General features: G+C 54.4%; 22 protein-coding genes. 12 read left to right on the top strand and 10 right to left on the bottom strand.

Annotated elements, in window-relative coordinates:
* Positions 1 to 5 precede the first annotated feature (5 nt).
* A complete protein-coding gene (locus tag PCH05_RS15820) occupies positions 6 to 1,259 on the top strand; it encodes an N-acetylglucosamine-6-phosphate deacetylase (RefSeq protein WP_127603573.1) in 1,254 nt (417 codons plus the stop codon).
* Between the two features lie 176 nt (positions 1,260 to 1,435).
* On the opposite strand, the gene PCH05_RS15815 is transcribed toward PCH05_RS15820, so the two are convergent.
* Positions 1,436 to 3,703 (bottom strand): helix-turn-helix domain-containing protein, encoded by a 2,268-nt coding sequence (locus PCH05_RS15815; RefSeq protein ID WP_164766668.1) that lies wholly within the window; start codon positions 3,701 to 3,703, stop codon positions 1,436 to 1,438.
* A 338-nt stretch (positions 3,704 to 4,041) separates the two neighbouring features.
* Between PCH05_RS15815 and PCH05_RS15810 the strand changes: the two genes are divergently transcribed.
* From PCH05_RS15810 to PCH05_RS15800, 3 genes are all read left to right on the top strand, one after another.
* On the top strand, positions 4,042 to 4,938 hold the full coding sequence (locus tag PCH05_RS15810; protein WP_127603698.1) for an ABC transporter permease: 897 nt from the start codon (positions 4,042 to 4,044) through the stop codon (positions 4,936 to 4,938).
* Positions 4,939 to 4,949: 11 nt separating this feature from the next.
* A complete protein-coding gene (locus PCH05_RS15805) occupies positions 4,950 to 5,816 on the top strand; it encodes a carbohydrate ABC transporter permease (protein ID WP_127603696.1) in 867 nt (288 codons plus the stop codon).
* 142 nt (positions 5,817 to 5,958) lie between these two features.
* Positions 5,959 to 7,521, top strand: a complete 1,563-nt coding sequence (locus PCH05_RS15800) for an extracellular solute-binding protein (protein ID WP_127603569.1) — start codon at positions 5,959 to 5,961, stop codon at positions 7,519 to 7,521.
* 119 nt (positions 7,522 to 7,640) lie between these two features.
* Here PCH05_RS15800 and PCH05_RS15795 read toward each other — a convergent pair whose 3' ends face one another.
* Positions 7,641 to 8,891 carry a peptidase gene (locus tag PCH05_RS15795; RefSeq protein ID WP_127603567.1) on the bottom strand — a complete coding sequence of 417 codons (1,251 nt, stop codon included), beginning with the start codon at positions 8,889 to 8,891 and terminating at the stop codon, positions 7,641 to 7,643.
* Positions 8,892 to 9,166: 275 nt separating this feature from the next.
* Here PCH05_RS15795 and PCH05_RS15790 point away from each other — a divergent pair, with 275 nt between their 5' ends.
* On the top strand, positions 9,167 to 9,619 hold the full coding sequence (locus PCH05_RS15790; protein WP_371860554.1) for a GlcG/HbpS family heme-binding protein: 453 nt from the start codon (positions 9,167 to 9,169) through the stop codon (positions 9,617 to 9,619).
* Positions 9,620 to 9,763: 144 nt separating this feature from the next.
* Here PCH05_RS15790 and PCH05_RS15785 read toward each other — a convergent pair whose 3' ends face one another.
* The 7 genes from PCH05_RS15785 to PCH05_RS15755 form a co-directional block, all read right to left on the bottom strand.
* Positions 9,764 to 10,993 carry an aminopeptidase gene (locus PCH05_RS15785; protein WP_127603563.1) on the bottom strand — a complete coding sequence of 410 codons (1,230 nt, stop codon included), beginning with the start codon at positions 10,991 to 10,993 and terminating at the stop codon, positions 9,764 to 9,766.
* Positions 10,994 to 11,231: 238 nt separating this feature from the next.
* Positions 11,232 to 11,882: an amino acid ABC transporter permease gene (locus PCH05_RS15780; protein WP_127603561.1), complete on the bottom strand. Its 651-nt coding sequence runs from the start codon at positions 11,880 to 11,882 to the stop codon at positions 11,232 to 11,234.
* 40 nt (positions 11,883 to 11,922) lie between these two features.
* Positions 11,923 to 12,591: an amino acid ABC transporter permease gene (locus tag PCH05_RS15775; protein WP_127603559.1), complete on the bottom strand. Its 669-nt coding sequence runs from the start codon at positions 12,589 to 12,591 to the stop codon at positions 11,923 to 11,925.
* A gap of 94 nt (positions 12,592 to 12,685) precedes the next feature.
* The gene (locus tag PCH05_RS15770) at positions 12,686 to 13,489 is read right to left on the bottom strand and encodes a glutamate ABC transporter substrate-binding protein (protein WP_127603557.1); all 804 of its coding nucleotides are present in this window, start codon (positions 13,487 to 13,489) and stop codon (positions 12,686 to 12,688) included.
* Between the two features lie 42 nt (positions 13,490 to 13,531).
* Positions 13,532 to 14,260 carry an amino acid ABC transporter ATP-binding protein gene (locus PCH05_RS15765; RefSeq protein ID WP_127603555.1) on the bottom strand — a complete coding sequence of 243 codons (729 nt, stop codon included), beginning with the start codon at positions 14,258 to 14,260 and terminating at the stop codon, positions 13,532 to 13,534.
* 194 nt (positions 14,261 to 14,454) lie between these two features.
* Positions 14,455 to 15,144: a YcnI family copper-binding membrane protein gene (locus PCH05_RS15760; RefSeq protein ID WP_371860553.1), complete on the bottom strand. Its 690-nt coding sequence runs from the start codon at positions 15,142 to 15,144 to the stop codon at positions 14,455 to 14,457.
* 88 nt (positions 15,145 to 15,232) lie between these two features.
* Entirely contained in the window at positions 15,233 to 16,903 is a 1,671-nt protein-coding gene (locus tag PCH05_RS15755) for a copper resistance CopC/CopD family protein (protein WP_164766667.1), read from the bottom strand.
* Between the two features lie 316 nt (positions 16,904 to 17,219).
* On the opposite strand from PCH05_RS15755, the gene PCH05_RS15750 reads away from it, so the two are divergent.
* Complete coding sequence (locus PCH05_RS15750) at positions 17,220 to 17,594, top strand: TIGR02328 family protein (RefSeq protein WP_127603692.1); 375 nt, start codon at positions 17,220 to 17,222, stop codon at positions 17,592 to 17,594.
* A gap of 227 nt (positions 17,595 to 17,821) precedes the next feature.
* Complete coding sequence (locus PCH05_RS27310; protein WP_164766666.1) at positions 17,822 to 17,989, top strand: hypothetical protein; 168 nt, start codon at positions 17,822 to 17,824, stop codon at positions 17,987 to 17,989.
* A 105-nt stretch (positions 17,990 to 18,094) separates the two neighbouring features.
* Here the strand turns inward: PCH05_RS27310 and PCH05_RS15745 are convergent, their stop codons facing one another.
* Positions 18,095 to 19,894 carry a bifunctional diguanylate cyclase/phosphohydrolase gene (locus PCH05_RS15745; RefSeq protein WP_246049614.1) on the bottom strand — a complete coding sequence of 600 codons (1,800 nt, stop codon included), beginning with the start codon at positions 19,892 to 19,894 and terminating at the stop codon, positions 18,095 to 18,097.
* Between the two features lie 389 nt (positions 19,895 to 20,283).
* Here PCH05_RS15745 and PCH05_RS15740 point away from each other — a divergent pair, with 389 nt between their 5' ends.
* The 5 genes from PCH05_RS15740 to PCH05_RS15720 all read left to right on the top strand — a co-directional run bounded on the left by PCH05_RS15740 (position 20,284) and on the right by PCH05_RS15720 (position 25,549).
* Entirely contained in the window at positions 20,284 to 20,598 is a 315-nt protein-coding gene (locus PCH05_RS15740) for a metal-sensitive transcriptional regulator (protein WP_127603688.1), read from the top strand.
* Between the two features lie 66 nt (positions 20,599 to 20,664).
* Positions 20,665 to 20,865, top strand: coding sequence for a copper ion binding protein (locus tag PCH05_RS15735; RefSeq protein WP_127603551.1), 201 nt, complete (start codon positions 20,665 to 20,667; stop codon positions 20,863 to 20,865).
* Between the two features lie 236 nt (positions 20,866 to 21,101).
* A complete protein-coding gene (locus tag PCH05_RS15730; protein ID WP_127603549.1) occupies positions 21,102 to 23,543 on the top strand; it encodes a heavy metal translocating P-type ATPase in 2,442 nt (813 codons plus the stop codon).
* Between the two features lie 427 nt (positions 23,544 to 23,970).
* Entirely contained in the window at positions 23,971 to 24,930 is a 960-nt protein-coding gene (locus PCH05_RS15725; protein WP_127603547.1) for a CPBP family intramembrane glutamic endopeptidase, read from the top strand.
* Positions 24,931 to 25,006: 76 nt separating this feature from the next.
* A complete protein-coding gene (locus tag PCH05_RS15720; protein ID WP_127603545.1) occupies positions 25,007 to 25,549 on the top strand; it encodes a CcdC protein domain-containing protein in 543 nt (180 codons plus the stop codon).
* The last annotated feature ends 34 nt before the right edge of the window (positions 25,550 to 25,583 follow it).

The following is a 25,583-nucleotide window of genomic DNA, read 5'->3' as shown; positions in this document are numbered from 1 at the left end:
GTGTTATGGATACGGATGACGCTCCTGGGGCGGCCTTTTCCCTCAAGGGGAGGCATTACCGCACAGGCGAAGTGATCGAACTTGGCATATCGGGAAGCGTCATAGCCGAATGCAAACCGATCGGCGCCGCACCGGATGACGAGACAGATGAGGCCAGCGGGAACGAAGGCGGGGGGCTACCCTGGATCGCTCCCGGTCTCGTGGATTTGCAGATCAACGGCTATGGCGGCATCGACATGAATGCGCCCGAGGTGACGGAGGAGGACGCGATCGCTCTGATGGAGCGGCTGTGGGCCGAAGGCGTCACTACATTTTATCCGACGGTGATCACGGGCAGCGACGCGTCCCTCGCGCACGCAGTTGACGTGATCCATAGGGCGTGCTGCCGGCTGGAGCGGGCGTACGGCCCGATGGCGCCGCACAGCATCGCCGGCATCCACCTGGAAGGGCCGTTCATCTCGCCGGAGGATGGCCCGCGCGGCGCCCATGACCGGGCGTACGTGAGGGCGCCGGACATCGAAGCCTTCGAAGCGTGGCAGCGGGCGGCGGGCGGACGCATCCGGATCGTGACGTTGTCGCCGGAATGGCCGGAGGCCGAAGGCTTCATCGCCCGCTGCGCGCAGCAAGGCGTCGTGGCCGCCATCGGCCATACGGCCGCCTCAGGCAGCCGCATCGAGGAAGCTGCGGCTGCCGGCGCGTGCCTGTCCACGCATCTGGGCAACGGCGCCCACCCGGTGCTGCCGCGTCATCCCCATTACATCTGGGATCAGCTTGCGGATGAGCGGCTGTGGGCCAGTGTCATCGCCGACGGCTTCCACCTGCCGGACGCTTTCCTGAAGGTCGCCCGTAAGGCGAAGGGCGACCGGTTGATCCTCGTCAGCGACGCAGTCAGCCTGGGCGGCATGCCGCCGGGGCCGTACGTCACGCCCGTCGGGGGACGGGTGACGCTGACGGAAGAGGGGCGGCTGCAGCTTGCCGAGCAGCCGGCTTTGCTGGCAGGCTCGGCTCTGCCGCTTGCCCGCGGGGTCGCGCATATGGCTTCAGCAGGCATATGCGCCCTCGGCGAAGCCTGGGACATGGCTTCGACCGGGCCTTCGCGGCTGATGAAGCTGCCGACCCGGGCCGGGCTTGCGCCGGGAGCCCCGGCGGACGTGATCCTTTTCACGTATGAGGAGGGCCGGATTTTGATTCAAGAGACCTACAAGCATGGGCACAGAAAGTATGCTCGCTCCGCGAACGGCGGAGGAAGCCGCTCATGAACGCTCATGAAATCAAACGGGACTGCCTTTTCCAGCCGCACGCGGCCGGGGCAGTCCCGTTTACTTACTGGCATTGCTGTCCGGTATGCAACAAAAACCATTCAGTAAATCGCTTAAAAGCCGCTATTTCCGGAGAGTCATGTCTTTTACTCGCCCCTCCAGGCCGGCACGCGGCCCTAGGAGGCATACTTCTTCCGGAATTCGCCCGGCGTCATGCCCGCGTGGCGCTTGAACATGCGAATGAAGGAGTTGACGTTCATGTAGCCGACCCGGACGGCGACGTCCTGAATGCGAAGGTCCAGATTTTGCAGCAGATCCTTGGCTGTGCGGATGCGCAGATCGTTCAGATAATCGCTGAAATTTTGGCCGGTCTTTTCCTTGAAATAGGTGGACAAATATCCGGAAGTAATGTTCAGCTTGTCGGCCATCATATCGAGATTGATGTCCTCCTCCAGATGATCATGGATGTACGTCATGACAAACGAAGTGATCGGGTCATGGTTTTCCGTCTTGCGCCGGATCAGCTGCAGCGCCGGGTTCAGCAGCTCGCGGTACCAGGCTTCGTATTGGTCTGCGCTGAAGAAATCCCGGGTCTGATCCAGCTGCGGCACCGCTTCGGCGTGATATGCGGCGGAGAGGTGGAGGGTGCGCAGCAGCTTGTCGAGCTCGTCGGCCACATCCTTGGCGAATTGACGGTATTCGAGGGCTGTCGACTGCCTTTTTGCAAGCGCGCCGAGGCTTTTTAGAATCCATTCCTCCATGCTCTCTTCGTTCCCGCTCAGCAGCCGGTTGTGGAATTCCTGTTCCCACTGCGCCTTGAAGCAGCGCGTCTCCCGGCCGCGGCCCCCGTCTTCCTGCTGGATCCACTGGGTCTGATCGAGGAGCCTGCGCTGATTCAGCATTCCGTTCACCTTGGCATACGTGCCCGTAAAAGGCGTACCCGCCGGCTGAACCGGACTGCTGGCCATCGTCACGAGATAAGAGTCCTGATCCGCGCTGAACACGTCCAGCAGATGGTGGAGCCGGGAAGCGGTCTCGGCGGATTCATCCGGCAGGAACACGATCGACAGCACCTGCTGCGGCTCGGTCTGAATCGTCACCGATTCCGGGTAAACCTGCTGCCAGACCAGATCGATATACTCCCGCAGATAGTAGCTCCCCTTTCCCGGTTCCATATGATCATGCGCATGGCTCTCCTTGAATAGGATTTGATAGGCGATCATGACATAAGGCTTGCTGGCATCGGCCAGCTCCCGGAGCTCGCTGAGGTTCATATGGATGTTTTTGAGCCGGTTCGAGTAAGCGTAATGGCGAAGCATGGAGTTCTTGCGGGCCAAATCATGCGAAATTCGCTGGTGGGAAGAGCGCATATGCTGCACTCTCCGGCTGATCAGCTCGATTTCCCGGACAGGCCCGGCCGCAGGCTCGGGTTCGTCTTTCCGGAGGGAATCGACCATCAGCCGGATCGGACGATGGACACGGCGGCTGAACACGTAAGTCAGAACGACCAGCAAGCCTACGATACCGAGGAGCGAAAGCAGGACGAGGTTCAAACTCAGAAGCTGTGCAGAAATGCTCTGAACCGGAACTTTGCTGACATACGTGAAGCCCGTCTCCGGCCCTTTTTTGTAAAAATAATAAAAGTCTCCGGTTTGCACGAACGAATGCCGGTCATCGAGCGATGCAAACGCAGGCAGGGAAGCGTCATCCGCTGCTGATGCGGGCGCATAGAGCGGATGCCCGGCTCCATCCAGAATGTAGAAATCTCCGTTCATCGCGGACTGCAGGTCGCGGGCCAAGCGTTCCGTGTCCAGCATGGCGATCAGGTACATATCCTTGTAAGGCATCATTTTGATCACGACAGGCAGGAGCATGCCTTTGGAACGCGTTGATCCGAGCGTTTTCTCGCTGAACTCCGCTGCCGGGAAGACATGAAAGGCATAGGCCTCGGTAAACTGCTCATCCCAGAACGCCAGCGGATAAGACGGACTGCTGTAGTAAGTGCCGAACATTGATTTTGCGCCGCTTGTCCCGTCCTTCTCGACGACGTAGGCATCCTTCTGAAAATAAATCATTAAATTGTCCATGCCTAGAAACGGGTTGGTATAGAGTCTTTTCATCTCTTTAATTACATCGTTCACGTAGCCGTACGCCTGATTGTCCTTCACCTGCCGCAGCTGGTTGACGTATGTCGTCCACAGCGGATCCTGATTCAGGCCGAGCACCATCTCCCGGGTCAGCCGGAACTGGTTTTCGTAGCCCCGCGCGGCATGATTCATGCCCAGTTCGTTATACTTGACGATTTCGTTATGGATCTGCTGCTTCAAATAGAAGAAGGAAACGAGGTTAAAGGCGGCAAGCAGCAGGATGACGGCGAGAAAACCGGAAAGAAGCTTGGTGAACAGCGTGTGAAATCCGAGCTTCCCCTTCAACATGATCGACATTCGGGTTGACACCTCCATATCCTGTAGGTCGGTTATCGATGGGCAGCAGCACCTAGCCTCAGAGTGACTATATCATAAGGTTTATTTTCGCGTTCACACAATATTCACCTTTTCAGGATTCTCTACAACCTTTCCACTCACCCGGAAAATAGGGGATGGCGCCGCAAACATGCCGATTTATTTTCTGAGGTTCGATCCGGTATGCTGTCGGTACAGGTAAGGCCATCCATGAACGACAAGGGAGGTGCGGAAGTGAAATGAAACCGGCGGATACGGGTATTGCGGGCGCCGGGGGGATCAAGGCAGCGCCGCGGCGGGCCAGGCTTGGCACCGGTCCGATGGCGCGGGCTTTTCGGCGGAGCAAATATTTGTGGCTGCTGTTTCTGCCCTGCCTGCTGTACTATTTGATTTTTAAATACGCCCCGATGTTCGGACTGGTCATCACGTTCAAGAACTATAATGTGTTCAAGGGAATCTGGGCGAGCGACTGGGTCGGCTTGAAGTACTACCGCATGTTTTTCGGCAATCCGGATTTCTGGGTATTAATGCGAAACACGTTTTTGCTTGGCTTTTACAAGCTGCTGTTTGGTTTTCCGGCACCGATTATTCTCGCCCTGCTTATGAACGAGGTCCGGAACGCCGTATTTAAACGGTGGGTGCAGACCTTCAGCTACCTGCCGCATTTTATTTCCAACGTCATCGTTGCCAGCATGGTCATCATGTTTTTGTCACCGACCGGAGGAATCATTAACCAGCTGATTACCTCGCTCGGGGGTAAGCCCGTCAATTTCATGATGGAACCGGGGCTGTTTCGGCCGATCTACGTCCTTTCGGAAATATGGCAGCACATCGGCTGGGAGACGATCATTTTCCTGGCGGCATTGACCGCGGTAGATCCGCAGCTGTACGAAGCCGCTGGCATCGACGGAGCCGGAAGATGGAGGAAGCTGTGGCATGTGACGCTGCCCGGCATCGCGCCGACGATCATGATCATTCTGATTCTCGACATCGGCAAGGTACTGGAGATCGGCTTCGAAAAGGTATTCCTGATGTACAATCCGGCCGTGTACAGTACGGCTGATATCATCAGTACCTATGTGTACCGGGTCGGTATGGAGCAGGGGAATTTCAGCTACGCGTCTGCCATCGATCTGTTTATGGGAGTCATCAGCTTTATATTTATATTTTCGGCCAATACGCTCAGCAGGCGGTTAGGAGGAACGAGCCTATGGTGACCACCGGGCGCATGCGGAGAAGGATCAGCCTGTTCACCGTCATCAACACGCTGATCATGCTGCTGATTGCCGCCGTTATGCTGTATCCGTTCGTATATATGCTCGCGGTATCGCTGAGCAGAGACGTGTACGTCATGAAGGGGGAGGTCACGCTGTGGCCGAAGGGCTTCAACCTGCGGATGTATGAGCTCGTTCTCGGCGACCCGCAAATCTGGACTTCTTACCGGAACACCATCCTGTATACGGTGCTCGGCACGGCCATTGCCATGCTGATCACCTCCATGGGAGCGTACGCCCTGTCCCGCAAAGACATGATGTTCCATAAAGGATTTACGCTGCTTATCGTATTCACGATGTTTTTCGGCGGGGGGATGATCCCGACGTTTCTGGTCGTGCGTTCGCTCGGACTGGTGGATACGATTTGGGGCATGGTGCTTCCGGGCGCGGTCAGCACCTGGAACCTCATCCTGATGCGCACCTTTTTCAGCGGAATCCCCAAAGAGCTGGAGGAATCGGGGCGGATGGACGGACTGAACGATATCGGGATCTTTTTCCGGATCATCGTGCCGCTGTCTAAGCCCGTGTTTGCGACGATCTCACTTTTTTATGCGGTCGGGATCTGGAATAATTTCCTGTATCCGCTTCTCTATTTGCGGAGCCAGGAGCTGTTCCCGCTGCAGGTGCTGCTGCGCAATCTGGTGCTTGCCGGCAGCGTCAGCTCCGGACAGGTGACGCAGATCGGCGGGGATAATCTGGTCGTGGAGGATTCATTGAAGTACGCGACGATCATGGTATCGACGCTGCCGATCCTGATCCTGTATCCTTTCGTGCAAAAATACTTCGTCAAAGGGTCCATGATCGGTGCGGTGAAGGGTTAGGGGTTAGGGAGACGCAAGAATCCACAGTGTTGCCAATGAAGGATCAGAGCACGCCTAAGAACATTTGCCATCGCAGCGGAATCCGGAGGCACGCGCATCATTCGTTTGGAATGGAATCAGGAAATCAAAGGGGGATGCAAGTATGGGAAAGAAACGATCCTATCCCAAGCTCTTGGCGGTGCTGCTGCTCGCGTTTGCGGTAGCGGGCTGCTCCGCGGGCACGGATAAACCGGCGGCTTCGACGCCGCCACAGGGCGATGCCGAGACCGGCACCAAGACGCCATCGGAGGTGACTTTGACCGCGCTGCTGGATAACAACGCCACGTTTCCATACAGCAAGCAGTGGCCGATCTGGAGCTGGATCAAGGATAAGACAGGGGTGTCACTGAATGTGGAGACGCCGTCCGGCAAGCTTAGCGATACGCTCAATCTGGTCATGGCCTCCGGCAATTTGCCCGATCTCTTGTACATGTCGAGCCGCCGCGACTCCAACAAATACGGGGATCAAGGGGCCTTGGAGAACATCCTTGACCATGTGGACCAGATGCCGAATCTGAAGGCGTGGATGGAGAAGTATCCGGAAGAGGCCAAAGCGGCGCTCTCTGCGGACGGCAAAATGTATATGTTCCCGAACCAGGGCTTCGGGGAAACAAATCGTATGATCTGGCTCTACCGCGAGGATATTTTCAAGAAAAACGGCCTTGCTGCACCGAAAACCTACGAGGAGCTGCATCAGGTGCTCAAAAAGCTGAAGCAGCTGTATCCGGACAGCTATCCGCTCTCCATGCGCTTCGGCCAGATTCCGGATGAAATGATGGCGAACCTGACAACCAATTTCGGCAGCGGCAGCGACGTGTACTATAATTTTGATGAAAAGAAATGGAAATTCGGGCCGACGGAGGACAGCTACAAAGCGATGGTTTCCATGTGGCATACCTTCTACCAGGAAGGGCTCATACCGCCGGATTTCCTGTCAATCCAGACCAAGCAGTGGCAGGACGTAATGTCTACCGGACAATCGTTCATTACGATCGACTATATCAGTCGCGTGGACTTTTTCAATAATGCGATGCAAAAGGATAACCCGGAATACAGCCTGCAGTTCATGGCTCCTCCTGCCGGACTCGACGGCATGAAGCCGCAGAACCCGTATTTTCACTATTTGGAAGGCGGCTTGACGGTTGCTTCAACCTCCAAGCACAAGGATGACGTGATGAAGTACATGGACTTTTTCTACAGCGAGGAAGGGCGGACCTTGAGCAGCTGGGGCAAGGAAGGCGAGACGTACACCGAAGAGAACGGGCAGAAGAAGTTCAAGCCCGAATACACGGACGTGACGGAGATGCGGAAGCAGACCGGTCTGCAGACAAGCGGCACGTATACATGGATCGATTACAATGCCCATTTGTCGCTATTCTCGCCTGATCTGAAGAAGGCTTACGAGGAAGCGGCCAAATACGATCCGCCTGCCATGCAGCCGAAGCCTGCCTTTACGGATGCGGAGAATGAAGTGCTGTCGGTGACGGGGCAAGCCGTGAAAAAATACAGGGAAGAGAACTTCTCCAAGTTTGTCCTGGGTACGAGAAGCCTGAACGAGTGGGAGAAATACGTGGAGGAAATCAACGGCCTCGGCGTGCAGAAGCTGATCGACACCTATGCAGCGGCGCAAGCGCGAGTAGAGCAGGCGAAGCTGGAGAACAAATAAGAGGATAAACCCAGGGTTCAAATAATCATCCGAAAAAAGAAGCAACCCGGCGATCCATGCGGATCGGCCGGGTTGCTGTGTTTCAATTTCAATACTGTGGGCGAACGGGAACGCTTCGCTTATCGAGGTTGTACGGCATTCTCAATGGAAGTGACAATGACCACTTCGGCATTCGTGATGCCAGGGAGCGAGCGGGTCATGATCGGAGAATGGAAAGCGATGATTTTCGTGCCGGCGCGCAGAGCCCCTTCGCCGCCCAGGTCGTCAATGATCTGCGTGTCCTTGGAGATGTTCAGAATCACATCGTTGGTTTTGGAATCATCGGAGCCTACATTGACATAGACTTGATCTTTCGAGCTGCTGTCCGAAGGTGCGATCGTTCCTTCGATTTTGACGGATTCGCCTTGTTTCACCACGAGTTTGCTTGCATGCGTGCGGGCCGGATAGATCATGGTCATCACGTTGCTGTAGGTCGCGTCGGCATGAATGCCTTCCTTCAGCGCATCCTTGGTCAGGGCTTTGCCGTTTTCGTCGACGATTTGCGTCTGCTCGTCCACGGTCAGGATGACATAATTGACGCCGCCTTTTTCATGCGGCTGCCCGATCAGCGTGAATTTCCCGCCCTCTGTGCTCGTAATGACGCCGTCCGTGCCGGCAGTAAATTCCTGTCCGGTTTCGCCTTCGCCCGTTTCCGATCCGGCGGTATCCACGCGAACGTAATTCGTCGTCGATTGCGGCGGCAGGCTCATCGCGACGGCAGGGCCGTAGAATGCCTTCACGCTCATGCCTTCCTTAATGTCGCTTGCCTGAATGGCTTTGCCGTCCTGATCGAGGATCGTGGCTTTGTCGGCAAAATGCAGAACGATCGTGTCTTCGTTGCCGTTATACAGGTCTTTGCCTTTCACGAGGATGCTGCCGTCCCGTACTTCGGAAACGGTGCCGTCGATGGCGGTAAAGCTCTGATCCTGGACGACCAGCGTCAATGCGTTACCGCGTGCCGGCAGGCTTTTCGTAATGTTCGGGCTGTAAAAGGCTTTGACCACCTTTTTCTCATCCATGATTGTTTTCAGTGGCACGGTCTTTCCTTTGGCATCGACGATTTTCGTATCCTTGGAAATGTTCAGGACGATCTGGCTTTGATCCGTCGGAGCGAGTCCGCGGCCTGTCACCGTAATGAATTTGCCTGTATGGTCGTTAACGAAATCCGTAATTTGTCCCATGGTTCCAGGAACCACTTTCGCTTGATTTAGAATTACGCCTTGTCCGTTGGACGTGGTCATTGGCGGAACCTCCTGTGCATTTGCGGCCAGCGGCATGGCTGCCATCGCCATCAGAGATGCCGTAGCTAATACTTTATACATTTTGTTCATCAGTCATTCCTCCTGTATGCTTTATGCTTGTAAGAATGGTTAGGCACTTCAAAGGCAGTAAGTCAAATGTTAAATGTTGCATGCCTTTCACGGTTCTAGACGGGAGGGTTGTGCAAAATGTTGCACAAGCGGCCAGGATGCCGACGGGATTTGAAAATACGTTTCGGATAACATCAGATTGAGTTCCTTATATTTTCGCCGGGAATTTTCAAATCACTAAAATACACGAATGACCATATAGTGAAAAGAACATAGGCGAGAGGTGTGTATTCATCATGACAATGACGCTGGACATCGCGAAGTATCTGCTGGAGGTGGCCGAAAAGAAGGCGAAGGACATGGGCCTGGCGGAAAATATTGCGATTGTGGATGATGGGGCGAATCTGGTCGCATTTCACCGGATGGACCATGCAAGGATCGGGGGAATCGATATCGCCCAGAATAAGGCGTGGACGAGTGTGGCGCTGCAGATGCCGACTTCCAATTTGAGCGAGGCCGCCCAGCCGGGACATCCCTCCTTCGGGATTAATACGACCAATCATGGAAGAGTCGTTATCCTGGGCGGAGGCATTCCGCTGCGAATCGGAGATGTGATCGTTGGAGGCATTGGCGTCAGCGGCGGCACAAGCCAGCAGGACATCGAGGTCGCGAACGCTGCCATTCAGGCTTTTGAACAGCTGTTGAAGCGCCACGAATCAAACGGCATTTCGTACCGGATCGGATCCTAGCGTAGCCGGATAGAATAGGCGCGGATACAGTAAAAAAACCATCCATTCTGCCACGAGGCGAATGGATGGTTTTCGGGTTTCTTATGGTTGTTTAAAACTGGTTGTTTAAAACTGTTTGTTCAAAACGGGTTTTACAAAACGGATCTAAAATGCCCAGCTTCCGTTTCTGAACACGGGTTCCGCCTGGCCGTCCGCCGTAATCCCGTCGATATCCATTTCGGCCGAGCCGATCATGAAATCCACGTGAATGAGGCTTTGGTTGAGGCCTGCTCGATCAAGCTCTTCGCGGGACATCGCGGTGCCGCCTTTCACGCAGTGCGGAAAAGCTTCACCCAGCGCAAGGTGGTTGGAGGCATTCTCGTCATACAAGGTGTTGAAGAAAATCAGGCCCGATTCGGAAATGGGAGAGCGATGCGGCACAAGGGCGGCTTCGCCCAAATAACGCGCGGATTCGTCCATGTTCAGCATAGCCTCAAGCGATTCGTATCCTTTTTCGGCAGTGAAATGGGTGACCTTTCCGTTTTCAAACGTAAGGCTGAAGTTTTCAATCAAGTTGCCCTGATAGCTGAGCGGCTTGCTGCTGCGAACCACGCCGTGAGTGCCTTCCCTGCGTGGAGAGGTGAACACTTCCTCCGTCGGAACGTTCGGGTTGAAGGGACGGCCCGCCTCGTTTACCGCCGTACCGCCCATCCAGACATGATTGTCCGGCAGCTCGATCGTCAGGTCTGTTCCCGGCGCGCGGTAATGCAGCTTCTTGTACTGCTTATCGTTCAGGTAAGCTCTCTTGGCGTGAAGCGTGTCGTTGTGCTCATGCCAAGCTTGCACCGGGTTCTCCCGATCGACGCGGACGGCTTTGAAAATCGCTTCCCACAGCGCTTCGACGGCTTGGGCGGTTTCGAGCTCCGGAAAAACAAGCTTCGCCCAGCCTTCCGAAGGCGCCCCGATAATCGTCCAGGTCATTTTGTTGACGGACATATATTCTCTCCACTTGGCCAGCGCGGTGCCGGCGGCTTTGGAGTTGGCGGCGATCCGTTTCGGGTTCACGCCCTTCAGCAGCTCAGGGTTACTGGATTCGATGAACAGAAAAGCCCCGCCGTTCTCGGCAAACTGCTGCACGGCTTGCGCCCGCCACATCGGGTATTCCTCAAAGGCTTCATCCGGCGCGAGCCGGTACTTGATCTGCGTGCTGATTTCATCCTGCCATTCGATATGTACGAGCTTGGCTCCGGCTGAATATGCCTGCTTTGAAATCAGGCGGACCAATTCAGGCTGCTGTATAGGGGCATGAATCCAGAGGGACTGGCCGGGCTGCAGATTGACAGCGATTTTGACGGCGAGCTCCGCATATTTTTCGAGTTGGTTGGCAAAAGACATCCTGTAAATTCCTCCTTGACGTTCGGTTTAGAATATACCATTCGTCTTGATCGGGGGGTTCTCCTTTTTTATGATGCCAAGGTCTTGGTGCAATCATCGAATCATTCGGTGCCACCGCACTGTTAACGCAAAAACATGCGGCCGATTTCCTGGATGGACAACAGGAACGGCAGCATGTTTTATTTGTAACATAAAATGAAGGAGGTTCTTTCAACAGGAGTAAAGTCCGCCTTCCGTTTCAAATCTTTCTGGCTTCCAGCCTGCGGGCAATGATCGATAGAGTATAGTTGACCGCAAAATACAGCAGTGCGGCCACGATCAAGGCCGGGATGACATAATTCGGGCTGTGGCCCTGCAGGATCTGCACGTTATGCATAATTTCGGGCAGCGAAATGATGATGGCGAGCGAGGTATCCTTCAGGAGCGAAATGAATTGGCTGACAAGAGGCGGGGCCATCCGCCGCAGCGCCTGCGGCAGAATGATGTGACGCATCGTTTGGACGTAGCCGAGACCGGAAGAGCGAGCAGCCTCGATCTGCCCCCGGTCCACCGAGGTGAGGCCGCCCCGCACGATCTCGGAAATCATGGCGCCTTCGAACAGAGTCAAGGCCGCGATGGCGGCCCCAAAAGGCGGGAGCTTGAGACCAAGCTGGGGGAGCACGATGTAGATGAAGTAGATGATCAGCAGCAGCGGCAGGTTACGGATCAGGTCAATGATAACGGCAAGCAGCGGGTTCAGCAGCGGAACGCGCGTATAACGGAGGATGCCCAGCAGCGTTCCGAGCACAAAGCTGAACAGGATCGAAAGGGCCGCTACCAGCAGCGTCATGCCGAACCCCTGCAGAATAAAGGAAAGATTGGGCCAGGAATATGCGCCGGCGAAGTCCATGCCTTATACCTCCTTTCCTTTAGATTCTTGCCTGGACCGATCATGAACGGTTTGCGGAGCTAAACCTCCGTTCCATCGCATGCACGGCCATGCTGAGCGGCAGGGTCAGGACCAGATAGAATAGGGCGACGAGGGTATAGACGGTCAGCGGCAGGAAGGTATCGGCATTGATCAGATCGGCGTAATACATCAGGTCGAGGCCGGCCACGACCGCAAGAATGGACGAGTTTTTGACGAGATTAATGAACTGGTTGCTGATGGAGGGAAGGACAATTTTGACGGCCTGCGGCAGGACGATGCTCGTCATGGTCTGCAGATAGGTCAGCCCCGTGGCGCGGGCGGCCTCCGTTTGGCCCGTGGGCACGGTTTGGATCCCAGCGCGGATACTTTCGGCAATGAAGGAAGCGGTATACACCATCAGGCCGAGCGTACCCGATGTGAATCCGTCAAGCGGGACGCCGAGCGATGGAAGGCCGAGAAAAAAGAAAAAGACGACAAGAAGCAGGGGGATGTTGCGGATGAATTCCACGTAAGCCGTTCCCAGCCAGTTTAACGGCTTAAGCGGCGATATGCGCATGACGGCGATGATGGTGCCGAGAGTAAAGCTGCCGATCAGGGCGATGGCGCTCGCTTCGATCGTATGCAGGAATCCTTCCAGAAAACGATCCCAGTGATCGAACAGGATCTGGATATCGAACGTTTTACTCACGCGGTGTCTCTCCTTTCAGGGAGATGGGGGCTGTTGCCAAAGAGAAGGGGAAGGAGGGGCTGACCTTTGCGGCCCCTCCTAATCCGGGAATCCGTCATTCCGGCTTCACGCCCATCCACTGCTCATATAATTTGTCGTACTCGCCGCTTTCCTTCATCTCCTTCAGCAGGTCGTTGACGACCTGGACGAATTCCGAATCGCCTTTTTTAATCGCGATGCCATAGGGCTCATCGGTGAAATTGCCTCCGACCACGATATAATTCGGATCCTGCTTCTGCATGCCGAGCAGAATGGCGTTATCGGTCGTCAGCGCGTCTCCCTGCCCGGCTTTCAGCGCGGTAAAGGCGTCCTGATAGTTCTCGAACTCCAGCACGGTGGCATCCGGCGCCTTCTCGCGGATGTTTTTCGCGGAGGTGGAGCCTTTGGCCGTCAGCACTTTGACGCCTTTTTTGATATCCTCCAGCCCTTGGATTGGGCTGCCTTTCTTCACGAGCAGGGACTGTCCGGCTTTGAAATATACGTCGCTGAAGTCGACCTGCTCTTTGCGTTCCTCCGTGATGGTCATGGTGGCGATAATCAGGTCAATGTCCCCATTTTGAAGCAGGGGAATCCGGGTTTTGGAGGTCACCTCTTTCAGCTCGACCTTGCTTTCGTCGCCGAAAATCTTTTTGGCGAGCGCCTTGGCGATATCGATGTCGAACCCTTCGATCTTGCCGGTAGCCGGATCCTTCAGGCCAAACAGCTTCGTGTCGTATTTAACGCCTGCAATGACCTTGCCGCGTGCTTTAATCGCTTCGAGCGTACCACCGTCTTTCTCCTTTTTGCCGCCACATCCCGCGAATACCAGGCAGACAGCCAAGAGGATGAGTAATACGCCAAGCTTTGAACGTTTTTTCATTTGTTTTACCCCTTCCCGTATGTAAAAGTTCCTTCCCGCATCTTAATGTTTGATCAGGCGGCTGAGAAACAAGCGCGCGCGCTCTTCGCGCGGCTCTTTGAAGAAGGCGGATGCCGCCGCCTCTTCGACGATTTGCCCGTTATCCATGAACACGATCCGGTCCGCGGCTTCGCGGGCGAAGCCCATTTCATGCGTGACGATCACCATGGTCATTCCTTCGTGGGCAAGGGCGCGCATGACGTCCAGCACCTCGCCGATCATTTCCGGGTCGAGGGCGGAGGTGGGCTCGTCGAAAAGCATGATTTTCGGTTGCATGGCGAGCCCTCTCGCAATGGCTACCCGCTGCTGCTGACCGCCTGAGAGCTGCGACGGATACTGCTGCGCCTTGTCGGCAATGCCGACCCGTTTCAAATACGAGAGGGCTCGTTCCTCGGCCTCTTGCTTGCTGAGGCCCAGTACCTTGACGGGTGCCAGTGTGATATTGTCGATCACTTTTTTGTGGGGATACAGGTTGAAATGCTGGAATACGATGCCGATATCGCGGCGGAACCGGTTGATGTCCACTTTCTTGCCATGAAGCGGTGTTTCATTCACGATCAGCTCGCCGGAGGATATCGCCTCCAGCCGGTTGATGCAGCGGAGCAGCGTGCTTTTTCCGGAGCCGGAAGGACCGATAATGACGACGACCTCGCCTTCCTCGATCCGGAGATGAATGTCACGGAGGACTTCAAAACTGCCATAAGCTTTGCTTACGCCTCGGAATTCGATCATGTGGATGACCTCCCTTCGTAAGAGATTCTGACAGGCTGTTTACACTCTGGACGCTGCGTACATTTTTAAAATATATTGCCGGACTCATGCCATCATGCTTGATTTGTCATTCGAATGTGGATGTTTTGTACGTGATGGGGAGACATAAAAAAGCCCGTGTCTTTACTTGGCACGGGCTTGAATACCTTTTTAAATTAGCGTTTTTTCTTGGATAAAACAGTGATCAGCGAAATGATGGACAGCAACAGTGCGGCGATGGACACGATAAGAGTGGCCGTTTGTACACCTGTGGAAGACGAGCTGTCAGCCGTGGTGGAAGCCGTACCGCTGCCGGTATCCCCTGCTTGGTTATCGCTGTGGTCTCCTGCAGCCGCATCGTGACTGTGACCGGACGCTGCGGGCTCTTGGCCGGCAACCGTCGTAATCTTGGTGATGGAATGCGGATCATCGGAGCCTTCATCACCAGTCCACTCCACAATGCTTCCATCCTTGTAATACTGGAACGCATCCCAAGCGACTTCCGTCTCCTTCTCGGGATTATGGGCGACGAAATTAAACTGTTGGAATTCGCCCGCGTTAATGCCCGTGCCGGTCGCGTCCCAGGTAATGCTGCTGATTTTGCCGGCGCTGTCCTTTTCGGTGGTGATCTTCCAGTCCGGGATCGGCTGGTACTGCATCAATTCCACGCCTTCAGGTACCTTCAGCGTCACTTTCGTGGTCGCGATTTCCTTTTCGGACGGAATTTTAATGGTGTAGGTTTCCCAGGCTCCAGGCTGGGAAGTGGCAGGTTTCACCGTGACATGCGCGCTGGCGATTCCGGAGAACAGCAGCAGGCCTGCCGCCGCGGTAGCAATAAACGAAAAACGTTTGGTTAATTTCATCATGTGATATCGCTCCTTTAATCCAATCGTTTAGGATTCTTTGTAGGGTGTACTCCCTTTAAATTGTTAATGAAATTTAAAGCTTATGGCATTAATGATTACCGACATGAATGATGAGATCCGTATCCCAGGAATCGAGCTTGTCGGTCAATATATGCACATGCACGTTCCATTTGCCGGCCATGCTGATCAGATCATGGGCCTTGAAGCCTTCCGCCTTGCCACCAGGCAGGACAATTTCATATTTCCCCATGTCCATATCAAGGCAGGTCAGCGTGAGCTTAATCTGCTGAATGCCCTGCACCGGATGCTCCTGGTTGTCAGTCACGCGGACTTCAAAATCATTCTCGCCCGTAACGTTTGGCGTGATATGAAGGGATACGGTCGTTTGGTTATCCAGCGCCTGCTTCATGTTAATCGGGCCAGGCGATGCCATGGCTGTCGGCATGTTGGTCAGCATGGCCGCCAGGACCAGGGCGAGCACGCCTGCCGTCAGTTCCATCCAGACGCCGGCACCAAGGGTGCTTTGTTCCCGCCGCCCGCGCAGCATGTTCCAGGCCGCGAGGGCCAGCATGACAAGAAGCAGTGCGCATTTGGCCAGCAGTATCTTGCCATACGGGGTGTACACCAGGGAGTGCCAGGTGGGCACATACTGCAGACTGGCGTATACGCCGCTGATCAGAATCAGCGCGACAAAGCCGGTAGCCCACAGGCTAAAGCGGCGAATGACGGCGAAATATCCTTGCTTCCGCTGCGCAGGTATGGCAGACAGCGATGCCTCTTTCGGCAGCAGCACGGCAAACGCGAGCAGACAACCGAGCCAGAGGGAGGCAGCCCCGAGATGAAGAAAGTCCATGGCAATGCCGAGCACTTTATGCTCCGAAGCAGCCGGATGTCCGATGAAGGATTTGGCCAGCAGCATCGCTAAGGTGAGCAGCAAAGCCACGGTTCCGGCAATAAATGCGTTGTCCTTGTCTTTGATCCGCGGAATAGCCACGGTTAAAGCGATCAGAATTGCGAGCAGCAATAGCTGCAGCAGCCACACTTCGCCGAAGCTGGTAATCCGCAGCATCTTGAGCAGGAGTGCCGGGTCGGCGAATACGCCGCTCCAGCCGACGCCGGCATCGATACCGGTCTGCAGAGGCAGGCTGAGCAGAAAGCTGACCGCAAGCACGGCTACGCTGCCCAGCATCAGGCGGGTGGTTCTGGACGACCAATTGGGACGAGTCCCGGCACCTGCGGGAAGCAGAAGCAGCTGGAAGCAGAAAATGCCGGCAAGAAAGGCGAGACTGGTATAGAACAGCCAGCGGATGATAACCAGATCCGCTCCGGGCCAATCGGGAGATGTGGTTACCGTATGTGTGCTGCCGCTTGCGCTTCCTCCGCCGATTTGAAACGAGTAGGTACCCTGAACGGGATGACCGTCTGCGGATACCGCCTTCCACTGGACGGAATAGACGCCACTACGCAGTCCGTGCTGCAGATCTGCTTCCAGAATGGAGTCTTCCCCTTCCGGGATCCGGCTCTCCCCGACGCTTACCGTTGCGCCGGAAGAATCCGTGACCTTAATCGAATGGAAAGCCTTCTGCAAAGGCTCGTTAAACTGGATCACGGCTTGATCCGGTGCCGCGGTAAGCACTTCGTTTGCGGCAGGCGCGGATTTCACGATATACGCATGGGCTGAAGCCAAGCCGGGATAGAGCAGCAGGGCGATCAGGATTAAGGCAAGCCAGCCCGGCAAAAGACGTAATTTGGTATTCAATTCATCACCTTCTGTTTCTGTGTGGAGCGATTGCAAAGATCAGCAGAGTATACATTTTTGCAAACATCCAAGTGCTATAGAGTAGGATGCCCTTGATGAAGAAATTAGGGCGTTTAGTTACATCAAATGAACGAAATGATTTAGTACATTGTATTGCCTGTGATATTGCCTAAGCCCAGAAATTATTTTATAGCTGCTTCGCTCAGATGAAAATGGCCCGTGTGGGCTATTCGGCGCAGAATTGGCGTTTTCCGGTATAATAGGGCTTGGGCAAGCGAAAATCATTCACACAATGGACAAAGGAGCGGATGAACGGATGCGTTTATGGCATGAAGCACTGATCTCCAGACTGCCCCGCCCCCAGCTGCTGGGACAGCACCGGGAGTGCTGCGCGCTGCGCGGCAATGGCTGGGGCAAAAAGCATGCAACCGTGAATTATGTGTTTGAATATAGCCCGATGATGCTGGTACGGTATCACGGACTGATTATGAAGGAAATGAGAGACAGAACCTATCAGGTGGATATCTTGTGGGAGAATCCGCTATATCGCGGAAAATCCTGCGAGCCTTGGCCGGATGCGGAACTGGCCGCCTTGAATGAAGCAGCGGCATACCCGGAGCATGACGATGCTTATCTGCAAGAATGCTTGGATAATCTGGCGGGAAAAGGGCTCTTTATTGCCCACCAATAGATAAAAACAGGAAAAATGATGCAGCTGTATGACTAACTAGAGGGGCATACGGGAGGATTCGGGAGGATCATTTCGGCTGATACCGTTCAGCGGCGTTCCTGAAGGCTCAGCTCGGTCAGGGGTGACTCAGGCATTTTCTGAACGTTTTCATTATTTTTCATAACGATTTATAATAATAAAGAACTTCCCGGTAAGTTCAAAAAACGATCCAGGAGTGATTACATTTTATGAGTCAAGCCGTATTGGAACGCCGTAGCGAACTGCTGAAGAAAAATATTCAACAATTGCTCATTCAGGATAACCAGCACGGAATCAGCCGTCAGGAAAGCCTGTTTCTGCAGCAAATGATCAAAGAGCTGCACCAGACGTCCCATGAAATGAACGGACAACACTAAACCTCTTACCGTCACAACCTATTCTATAGCCAATGAACAGGGGCTGCTTTGCAAGCGAAGGATGATCTCGCTTACGAAGCAGCCCCTTTGGATTTGTGTTCATCATTATTCAAGCGTTACATAGGGTGGTACAAGTCCTGATTCGCCTTCAATATAGCGGATGAACAGCTCGACCAATTCTGGATCGAACTGCGTCCCCGAACAAAGCCGCAGCTCCTGGATGGCCTCTTGAAAAGATTTGGTTGCCTGATAGGGGCGTTCCGAGGTCATGGCGTCGAAGGAGTCGATGACGGTCAGCATCCGGCACAGCATCGGTATTTCAGGCCCTTTGTAGCCATGAGGATAACCCGTGCCGTCGAAGCGTTCATGATGCAGCTCGATGTAGGGGGAAAGCTCCTTGAATTTATCGTTGGTCATGGCCATTTCCTTGCCCCAGTTCACATGCTTTTTGACGGCCTGCCACTCCTCGGGCGTGAGCGCTTCTTTCTTATTGAGGACTTCCCATGGGATCTCCAGCTTGCCGATATCATGAATTAAGGCTCCCAGAACGAATTGTCTGCGCGCAGGCCCATCCAGCTTCAAGAGAAGGCTGATGTCCATCGCATAGCGGAATACGCGTTTTGAATGCTTGAAGGTGTTGATATCCTTGTACAGAAACAATTTCAACAGCTGCTCGATGTCGCGCACATCCTGGGCGATTTCGAGCTCCTGCTCCATCGGCACGGAGCTGCCGTAGATATAGGCGATATTTTTGCCCTGCTTCTTGGCGTCATAGAGCGCTTGATCGGCCTGCAGCACAAGCTGGGATTTGTCATGAATATCGATGTGGTAGCTGGAGATGCCTGCGGAGAAGGAAAGGCAAGCATGCGGTAAAACCTCCACGCCCTCAAAGGGGGTATCATTCACCTTTTTGCGAAGGGCGTTGACGAGCAGCAGAGCCTCATGTTCATTATAGCCGGGCATCAGCAGCGTGAATTCCTCGCCTCCGTAACGGGAAGCCGTTATGCCGGCCTGAGCTGCCGTTTCCTTAAGGATCGAGCCTAACAACCCAAGCAGCTTGTCGCCCTGCAAATGGCCGAAATGGTCGTTGTAGCGCTTGAAATCGTCAATATCGATCATCGCGAGTGACAGCGGCGCGCCTTCGCTGCGGGCGAACTTGATCTCTTTTTCGAGAAGGTTCTCAAAATAGCTGTGATTGTACAGACCCGTCCGCTGATCGCGTATGGCACGCTCCTGCAGCTGCAGATACATCTCGAAGAGCTTTTTGAACAGATGGGATAAAAATATGCTGATCCCGAGGAACAGAACCAGTCCGGTGATGCCGTTATTGACGATCAGAATGGTGAGCACTAACGATAGAATCAGGATGCAAAAGTAGACCAGTATGGACTCCTGCAGCAGTCCCTTGAGCATACGGTAAATATCGCTCCGGTCGATCATGTAATAATAGATCGCTATGCAAAGAACGTTCAGGGTAAAATAAACGATCAGAGCGCCTACATAAGACGGCAGATGCACGTTTTGCAGCTGTCCGAGCTGTCCGCCGAGCCCTTGGAACACGGCCCCTGCGCCGCTGATCATGATGGTGTATATGGAAAAGTTGGTGAGATGCTTCCACCACGATACTTTCCGCTCGCATGCAGCAAAAATGAGTGAGCTCAGCAGCAGGAGCGCAAGTGCCGCGGACATGCCGAAAATAAACAGGCAGGCCAGATAAACGGCCGAATCCATCGACTGCTTGCTGCCTTCAGGAGGGATCTGAAATGTATAGAAGTAGAGGATCAAAGATGCCGCAAACATGGAGCCCAGCAGCTCCCATTGATCCGCTGCATAATGCAGGCTCAGATGGCTTATATTGAACAAAAACAGGAAAGTGCCAAGAATGCAGAATAATAGGGCATTCATGTTTTTTGAAATCCAGGATTTCATGAGAGGGTGTTTTTTTAACATGGCATCTTCTCCTGTCGTTCGTGGTGTATTCTGAAGCTGGAGCCCGTGGGTATAATGAATATATGTATGGAAAAGGGCGCGCTAAATCAATATAAGTGAAACGGTTTCTATAAGCAATAACAAAGTGACCCCATGGCGATAAGGAGAATTATTCGACTCGGTAATTGACATTTCCTTCTAAAGGGCTTCTTTTTTTTCAAGGCTGGTAAAAGAAGAGAATATGTTGAAAGACATCACTTGCATACCCACAGGGGGTATAGTATAATGTGAATGTAGCTTCGAGCAAAGGAGGTTGGATTGGGATGATTGCTGAGACGAATCAGGGACCGGATGGTCAGGAAAGTATGACGGGGGATGAAGCTTGCGCGGCAGGCTGCAGCGAGCGGCATAGTCATCATTCCCAGCAAACGAAAAATAATCTCACGACCCGCCTGAACCGCATCGAAGGGCAAATTCGCGGGATCAAAGGCCTGATCGAGAAAGATACGTACTGCGACGATGTTCTGAACCAGATTGCCGCAATACAGGCCGCGCTTAACGGGGTCGGCAAGCTGCTGCTTGAGAACCATATGAGAAGCTGCGTGGTGGAACGAATCGAGTCCGGAGATCATGCCGTGATTGACGAATTGCTGGTTACGGTAAAAAAATTAATGAAATAATATCCTGAAATAGCATGAAATAAAGTTGCTATAGCAGGGATTATAGAATCCAAGGAGGAATATATCATGAAAAGCGTAACGCTGAATGTTCAAGGAATGTCTTGCAATCATTGTGTGAATGCGGTTGAAGGTGCCGTGAAGAACGCAGGCGCAACCGGCAAAGTCGATTTGCCAGGAAACAAGGTTACCGTGGATTATGACGAAAACAAAGTAAGCCTCGACGCCATTAAAGCAGCCATCGAAGACCAGGGCTACGATGTAGTCTAAGCCTGATTTATTCCGGGCGAAAATATATCCCGAAAACCGACCGGGCAGCCCCGGGCCTGGCAGGGCCCCGAGCTGCCTTTTTATTAGATAGATCGTTTAGATACCAGAAAGAATAAGATACGAAGCAGACCCTCTTGATATCGCAAGAAAAACAACATCTAAAAGCGTCGAAAGACGTTTTTCTTATTCGTCTTATATACCCCATTAGGGTATATGACAGGAAAGGAGCCGAGATCATGGAACAGAATGCGGGTAACCGGGAGAACGAGCATCAGGCTACGCTGCAGATCACCGGCATGACGTGTGCAGCCTGCGCGACACGGATTGAAAAAGGCTTGAGCCGCATGGAAGGCGTTCATAAAGCCAACGTCAATCTGGCGTTGGAGCAGGCTACCGTCACGTACGATCCGAAGCAGTCGGATCTGCGGAAAATGGAAGAAAAAATCGAGTCACTCGGCTATGGCACGATCAAGGAAACGATGGATTTTGATATTACCGGTATGACCTGCGCGGCTTGCGCTACGCGGATCGAGAAGGGGCTGAGCAGAATGCCCGGCGTGTCGCAGGCCAACGTCAACCTGGCGCTCGAAACCGCGCATGTGGAATATGCCGCAGGCATGATAACCGTTAAAGATATGATGAAAAAGGTGGAGCAGCTTGGCTACAAGGCGCTGCCAAAGCAGGAAGCCAGGAATAGCGCCGAGCTGCGCAGGCAGGAGATCAACCATAAGCGCTTCAAATGGATGATGGCGGCGATCCTTTCGCTGCCGCTGCTGTGGGCGATGGTCGGGCACTTTTCCTTCACTTCCTGGATTCCGGTACCTTCGCTGTTCATGAATCCCTGGTTCCAGCTGGTTCTGGCCACGCCGGTGCAGTTTGTGATCGGCGGCCAGTTCTACGTAGGCGCCTACAAAGCGCTGCGCAACAAGAGTGCCAATATGGACGTGCTGGTTGCTCTGGGTACATCGGCTGCGTATTTTTACAGCCTGTACCTCACAATTCGATCCATCGGCGCACATCAGCATCATCCGGTGGAAATGTACTATGAGACAAGCAGCATCCTGATCACGCTGATTCTGGTAGGCAAATGGTTCGAGGCGCTGGCCAAAGGGCGCTCCTCCGAAGCGATCAAGAGCCTGATGGGGCTGCAGGCGAAGACGGCGCTTGTGCTGCGCGGCGGCCAAGAGATCAGCATTCCGGTAGAGGATGTGGAGGCGGGCGACATCGTCATCGTGAAGCCGGGCGAGAAAATTCCGGTGGACGGCAGGGTCGTTCAAGGGCTTTCTTCCGTGGACGAGTCCATGCTGACCGGCGAAAGCCTGCCTGTCGAGAAGCGGGAGGGAGATGCCGTCGTTGGCGCGACGCTGAACAAAAACGGCATGCTGCGCATCCAGGCGACCAAGGTCGGCAGCGAAACGGCGCTCGCGCAAATCATCAAGGTGGTGGAGGAAGCGCAAGGGTCAAAGGCGCCGATTCAGCGGATCGCCGACGTGATCTCCGGCATATTCGTCCCGATTGTCGTCGGGATTGCGCTCGTGACGTTCCTGGTCTGGTATTTCGGCGTGGAGCCGGGACAGTTCGCCTCAGCGCTGAAGAAGGCCATTGCCGTTCTCGTCATCGCTTGTCCGTGCGCGCTTGGACTCGCGACGCCGACCTCCATTATGGCAGGCTCGGGCCGCGCCGCAGAGTTCGGCATCCTGTTCAAGGGCGGCGAGCATTTGGAGTCGGCCCAGGCGATCGAGGTCGTCGTGCTCGACAAGACCGGGACCGTTACAAGCGGGAAGCCGGTACTGACGGACGTCATCCCGGCTCCGCTGATGACGGAGCAGTCCCTGCTGCGCACGGTGGCGGCCGTGGAGCGCCAGTCGGAGCATCCGCTCGCTGAAGCGATCGTGGCGGGTGCGCTCGAACGGAGCAAGGCGCTGCCGCTGCCGGAAGCGAAGGATTTTGAGAACCTGCCAGGGCATGGCGTATCCGCCAGAGTGGACGGGCGGTTAGTGCTTGTAGGCACGCGTAAGCTGATGGCCGAGCGCGGCGTTCCCGTGGAAGCGGCCCTGGCCGCGATGAGACAGCTGGAGGACGCCGGCAAAACGGCGATGCTCGTTGCGGTCGACGGTAAGTATGCCGGCATGGTCGCCGTCGCGGATACGATCAAGGAGACGTCCCGCGACGCCGTGTCCCGGCTGCAGGATATGGGCATACAGGTCATCATGATGACCGGTGACAACGAACGCACGGCGCAAGCCATCGCCGCCCAGGCCGGCATTCAGCAGGTGCTTGCAGAGGTGCTGCCGGAGGGCAAGGCCGAGGAAGTGAAGAAGCTGCAGCAGACCGGCCGCAAAGTGGCTATGGTCGGCGACGGCATTAACGACGCACCGGCTTTGGCGACGGCCGATATCGGGATGGCAATCGGCACCGGCACAGATGTCGCCATGGAGGCGGCGGACGTGACGCTCATGCGCGGCGATCTGAACGCCATTGCCGACGCGATCCTGATGAGCCGCCGCACGATGGGCAACATCAAGCAGAATCTGTTCTGGGCGCTGGCCTACAACACCGTCGGCATTCCGATTGCCGCCATCGGCTTTCTTGCGCCGTGGCTGGCCGGGGCTGCGATGGCATTCAGTTCGGTCTCGGTCGTGCTGAATGCGCTGCGTTTGCAGCGGGTGAAGCTTTAATGGATGGTCATGCAATACATGGATATGGATTGAAGCGGCAGCGCCTTCCGCGTTGGACCCGTCTATGAAAAGGTTGCCTAGGGGTTCCTCTGTGTTACAGAAAACGATGGTGGCCAGCCATCAACGAGGCCATATCATGCTGAATATATATTAGAGGTGTACCGCAGATTCCCCCGTCTCTATGCGTAGAGGCGGGTTTTTGTGTTGGGAGACCATCGGCTGCGAGGGTCATCATATCGCGAAATCGCTGATAAGCGTAAACCATTGGCTGGGCAGCCGCCCGAAGAGGGATAACCTGCCGCTTTTCCCCGTCAGGAAAAAAAAGATGAAGCCCATTGACATACCGGTAGTCGGTATGTATGATTAGATCATAAACCGACCGTCGGTATGGGCGTCGGATATCATCAAAGGAGTGTAAATTCAAACCATGAACGAATTGCTGCAATCTACGGCAGGAGAGCCGGAGACCGAGTACAACGCATCAGGCGATTTCGCCCATTCTCAAGCGCCTCGGCGCCCCTTAATTCTTAGAAGCGGTGCCATGCGCGCCAGCCTCAAAATCGGCACAATGCTGCTCATCTATTTTGGTGTCATGTACACTTTTCTGGGCATTCTTGTCTGGATGGGCGTGATCGGCCGGGTATCCGACGATTACGGGTTTCTCGCTTCGATGAACATCGTGGTGGGCATCCTGCTGAGCGCGACCGTGATGCTCACATCCCGGTGGAAAGATGGAGGCCATCCGCTGTATTTTGGCTGGAGGCTGACGGGGAAGGACGGCAGGTTCCTGCTCGCAGGCCTTGCGGCATCAGCGGTTTTGGCGGTGCTGTTCACCTGGGGCGCAGGGATCGATAAGGCGGTTCAGGCCGAATTTTTATGGAGCAAATTGGGGAACGGTTCGTTTGTTCTCTTGCTGCTGTACGGCGCGCTCGGCTGGTTTATTGGCGTGATGCAGGAAGAAGTGCTGAATCGCGCTTATATGTTCAGGGTCATGCACGCCATCGGTCCGGCGGGGATAATTCTGCTGTCATCCTTCCTGTTCTCGCTGACACATATTCCGACCAAAGGCTTCGACCCCGTTTCGCTCGCCATCCATTTTATTGGAGGTGTAGGTTACGCTTATGTGTATCTAAAAAGCGGTTCCCTGCTCGTGTCCACCGCTGTTCATGCTTTTCATAACCTGCTGCTTGATGTTCTGTTCAACAATGATTACAGCATTAGCCTGGTCAGCTTCCACCGGGGCCTGCTGGAAACCGACAAACTGCTGCAGCAGGTGATTCTGATTGGAGCCATCATATTGATCGCAGGCTTCGTATACCGCGGCAAGGGAGTGCTGGCTCCGGCGGACCATCTGAAGGCGGCGTTGTGGAGCAAGAAAGCGGATTGATTTTTACAGTCTAAACAAACCGGCAGCCGGTTTGAGTGTTAAAAAGATATTTTAAAATTAAAGGAGCTTGATACAAATGACACAGCATCAATGGGATTTAATTGGTTACGGCGTATGGGCGCTTATTATTTGGATGACGCTGCGGCAGTTCATGCAGACCCGGCGTCCGGTAAAAGGAAACGGCTTGCGGCTTCTGCTGGGGGACTGGATGCTGTTTGCTCCACTGCCCTGGATCATGTACTGCGTAGGCAGCCGGGGAACGCTGGAGCAGGTGGGCTGGACGCTCGGACTGGGCGTGCTTGTGGCGGTTCCGTACCTTTTGACCAGCCGGTTCGTGCGAACAGAGAGCGGACAGATCCGATTCAAGTTCAACGCATTATTTTATCTGTTCCTGTTCGGTCTGCCATATGTCCGTTATGTGATCCGCAATAAAGTATTCCATAGTCATCCCATCCTGGATGCGCAGCACCGTCCGGATATCGAGCTGATGCTGGCGGAATACATCTTGGTATTGGTTGTTTTTACATTCGTATGGCGCCTGGGCATGTATATTCAATATAAACGCATGCTGAACCGCGGAACATCCGTTTCTGCAAGCCAGCCTACCCGTATCGCTTGAACAGACCGACGGTTGGTATATAATAGAGGGATAA

This window comes from Paenibacillus chibensis (assembly GCF_004001045.1).
In the GTDB taxonomy this organism is placed as follows: Bacteria; Bacillota; Bacilli; order Paenibacillales; family Paenibacillaceae; genus Paenibacillus_AQ; species Paenibacillus_AQ chibensis.
This window is presented reverse-complemented; position numbering and strand designations above follow the sequence as displayed.

Bases quoted from the DNA above. Each gene is read 5' to 3' on its own strand.
- PCH05_RS15820 (WP_127603573.1), top strand. From the start codon at position 6: ATGGATACGGATGACGCTCCTGGGGCGGCCTTTTCCCTCAAGGGGAGG.
- PCH05_RS15815 (WP_164766668.1), bottom strand. From the start codon at position 3,703: ATGTCGATCATGTTGAAGGGGAAGCTCGGATTTCACACGCTGTTCACC.
- PCH05_RS15810 (WP_127603698.1), top strand. From the start codon at position 4,042: ATGGCGCGGGCTTTTCGGCGGAGCAAATATTTGTGGCTGCTGTTTCTG.
- PCH05_RS15805 (WP_127603696.1), top strand. From the start codon at position 4,950: ATGCGGAGAAGGATCAGCCTGTTCACCGTCATCAACACGCTGATCATG.
- PCH05_RS15800 (WP_127603569.1), top strand. From the start codon at position 5,959: ATGGGAAAGAAACGATCCTATCCCAAGCTCTTGGCGGTGCTGCTGCTC.
- PCH05_RS15795 (WP_127603567.1), bottom strand. From the start codon at position 8,891: ATGAACAAAATGTATAAAGTATTAGCTACGGCATCTCTGATGGCGATG.
- PCH05_RS15790 (WP_371860554.1), top strand. From the start codon at position 9,167: ATGACAATGACGCTGGACATCGCGAAGTATCTGCTGGAGGTGGCCGAA.
- PCH05_RS15785 (WP_127603563.1), bottom strand. From the start codon at position 10,993: ATGTCTTTTGCCAACCAACTCGAAAAATATGCGGAGCTCGCCGTCAAA.
- PCH05_RS15780 (WP_127603561.1), bottom strand. From the start codon at position 11,882: ATGGACTTCGCCGGCGCATATTCCTGGCCCAATCTTTCCTTTATTCTG.
- PCH05_RS15770 (WP_127603557.1), bottom strand. From the start codon at position 13,489: ATGAAAAAACGTTCAAAGCTTGGCGTATTACTCATCCTCTTGGCTGTC.
- PCH05_RS15765 (WP_127603555.1), bottom strand. From the start codon at position 14,260: ATGATCGAATTCCGAGGCGTAAGCAAAGCTTATGGCAGTTTTGAAGTC.
- PCH05_RS15760 (WP_371860553.1), bottom strand. From the start codon at position 15,144: ATGATGAAATTAACCAAACGTTTTTCGTTTATTGCTACCGCGGCGGCA.
- PCH05_RS15750 (WP_127603692.1), top strand. From the start codon at position 17,220: ATGCGTTTATGGCATGAAGCACTGATCTCCAGACTGCCCCGCCCCCAG.
- PCH05_RS27310 (WP_164766666.1), top strand. From the start codon at position 17,822: ATGAGTCAAGCCGTATTGGAACGCCGTAGCGAACTGCTGAAGAAAAAT.
- PCH05_RS15745 (WP_246049614.1), bottom strand. From the start codon at position 19,894: ATGAATGCCCTATTATTCTGCATTCTTGGCACTTTCCTGTTTTTGTTC.
- PCH05_RS15740 (WP_127603688.1), top strand. From the start codon at position 20,284: ATGACGGGGGATGAAGCTTGCGCGGCAGGCTGCAGCGAGCGGCATAGT.
- PCH05_RS15735 (WP_127603551.1), top strand. From the start codon at position 20,665: ATGAAAAGCGTAACGCTGAATGTTCAAGGAATGTCTTGCAATCATTGT.
- PCH05_RS15730 (WP_127603549.1), top strand. From the start codon at position 21,102: ATGGAACAGAATGCGGGTAACCGGGAGAACGAGCATCAGGCTACGCTG.
- PCH05_RS15725 (WP_127603547.1), top strand. From the start codon at position 23,971: ATGAACGAATTGCTGCAATCTACGGCAGGAGAGCCGGAGACCGAGTAC.
- PCH05_RS15720 (WP_127603545.1), top strand. From the start codon at position 25,007: ATGACACAGCATCAATGGGATTTAATTGGTTACGGCGTATGGGCGCTT.